At 29.6% G+C, this 1,475-nt stretch carries 1 protein-coding gene; it reads left to right on the forward strand.

Going from position 1 to position 1,475, the window contains the following annotated elements:
• Positions 1-89: 89 nt before the first annotated feature.
• Positions 90-1,307 carry an IS256 family transposase gene (locus K0040_RS19765; protein WP_228110405.1) on the forward strand — a complete coding sequence of 406 codons (1,218 nt, stop codon included), beginning with the start codon at positions 90-92 and terminating at the stop codon, positions 1,305-1,307.
• Positions 1,308-1,475 lie beyond the last annotated feature (168 nt).

Here is a 1,475-nt window from a genome sequence, read left to right on the forward strand (position 1 = left end):
GGGTCTTTAAAATAAAGTGTGTATTCTTCCATAAAGTGGTGATAATTTAGATATTAAAAATCATTACAAAAGGAAGGTGCACACTTTTTATGTTTAATAAAAGCGAAATATTAAAATCACTATTAAATGAATACGATGTAAAAACAACAAAAGACGTTCAAAATATGTTAAAAGATCTTTTTTCTAGCACAATTCAAGAGATGTTAGAAGCGGAGCTTGATGAACACTTAGGATATGAAAGATACGATAATAAGCATAAAGAAACTACAAACTCTAGAAATGGATATAGAAATAAAAAAGTTAGATCTGATTTTGGTGAGGTTACACTTAGTATACCAAGGGACAGGAATGGTGATTTTGAGCCTAAAATTATCCAAAACTATGAAAATGATATATCTGGAATAGAAGAGCAAGTAATTGGAATGTACTCAAAAGGTATGTCTACTAGAGATATAGCAAGCCATCTTAAAAGTATCTACGGTATAGATGTTTCTCATACTTTAGTATCTAAAATCACAGATAGAGTCCTTCCTTTAGCGCAAGAATGGCAAAATAGAGCTCTCGATATTATTTATCCAATTGTTTTTATGGATGCAATACATTATAAAGTAAGAAGTGAAGGCAGAATAATCAATAAAGCTGCGTACATTGCGATAGGTATAAATCTCGAAGGAGTAAAAGAAGTTTTAGGTATTTGGATTGGTGAAAATGAAACATCTAAATATTGGTTAAAAGTACTTACAGACATCAAAAACAGAGGTGTTAAAGATATTTTAATTGCATCTGTAGATGGTTTAAATGGTTTTTCAGACGCCATTAAAGCTGTTTTTCCTAATACTGAGGTTCAAAGATGTGTCGTTCATCAAATTAGGAACACCTTAAATTACGTATCATATAAGCATAGGAAGGAATTCGCTAAAGATCTAAAGCTTGTATATGCTGCCTCTACTGAAGAAAATGCATTAAGTGAGCTAACGCTCATGGAAGAAAAATGGGTAGATAATTATGCGATAGCATTTAGAAGTTGGAGAAATAACTGGAATGAACTTTCAGTATATTTTAAATATCCTCAAGAAATTAGAACATTAATATATACAACTAATTCTATGGAGAGTTACAATAGACTATTGAGAAAAGTAACAAAATCTAAATCAATATTTCCATCTGATGACTCTCTACATAAATCTTTATACTTGGCTACGATGGATATATCTGAAAAATGGACTCAAAAAATTAGGGGTTGGTCACAAATACTAGCTCATCTTAGTATTTATTTTGAAGATAGGATATCAGCAACATTACTTTAAATTTTTTGTAAGAATAATTACTTTATAGGTGTATTATTTTTGCAAAAATGGAAAATTTAATTACAAAAGGCCATGATTATGAAAATCATGGCCCCTGAATATAACTAAATTATTACTATTTAATTTGTATTTTTTTTGAAGAATACACAATTATGTTTCCAGACTCTT

The organism is Terrisporobacter petrolearius (assembly GCF_020748185.1).
GTDB lineage: Bacteria > Bacillota > Clostridia > Peptostreptococcales > Peptostreptococcaceae > Terrisporobacter > Terrisporobacter petrolearius.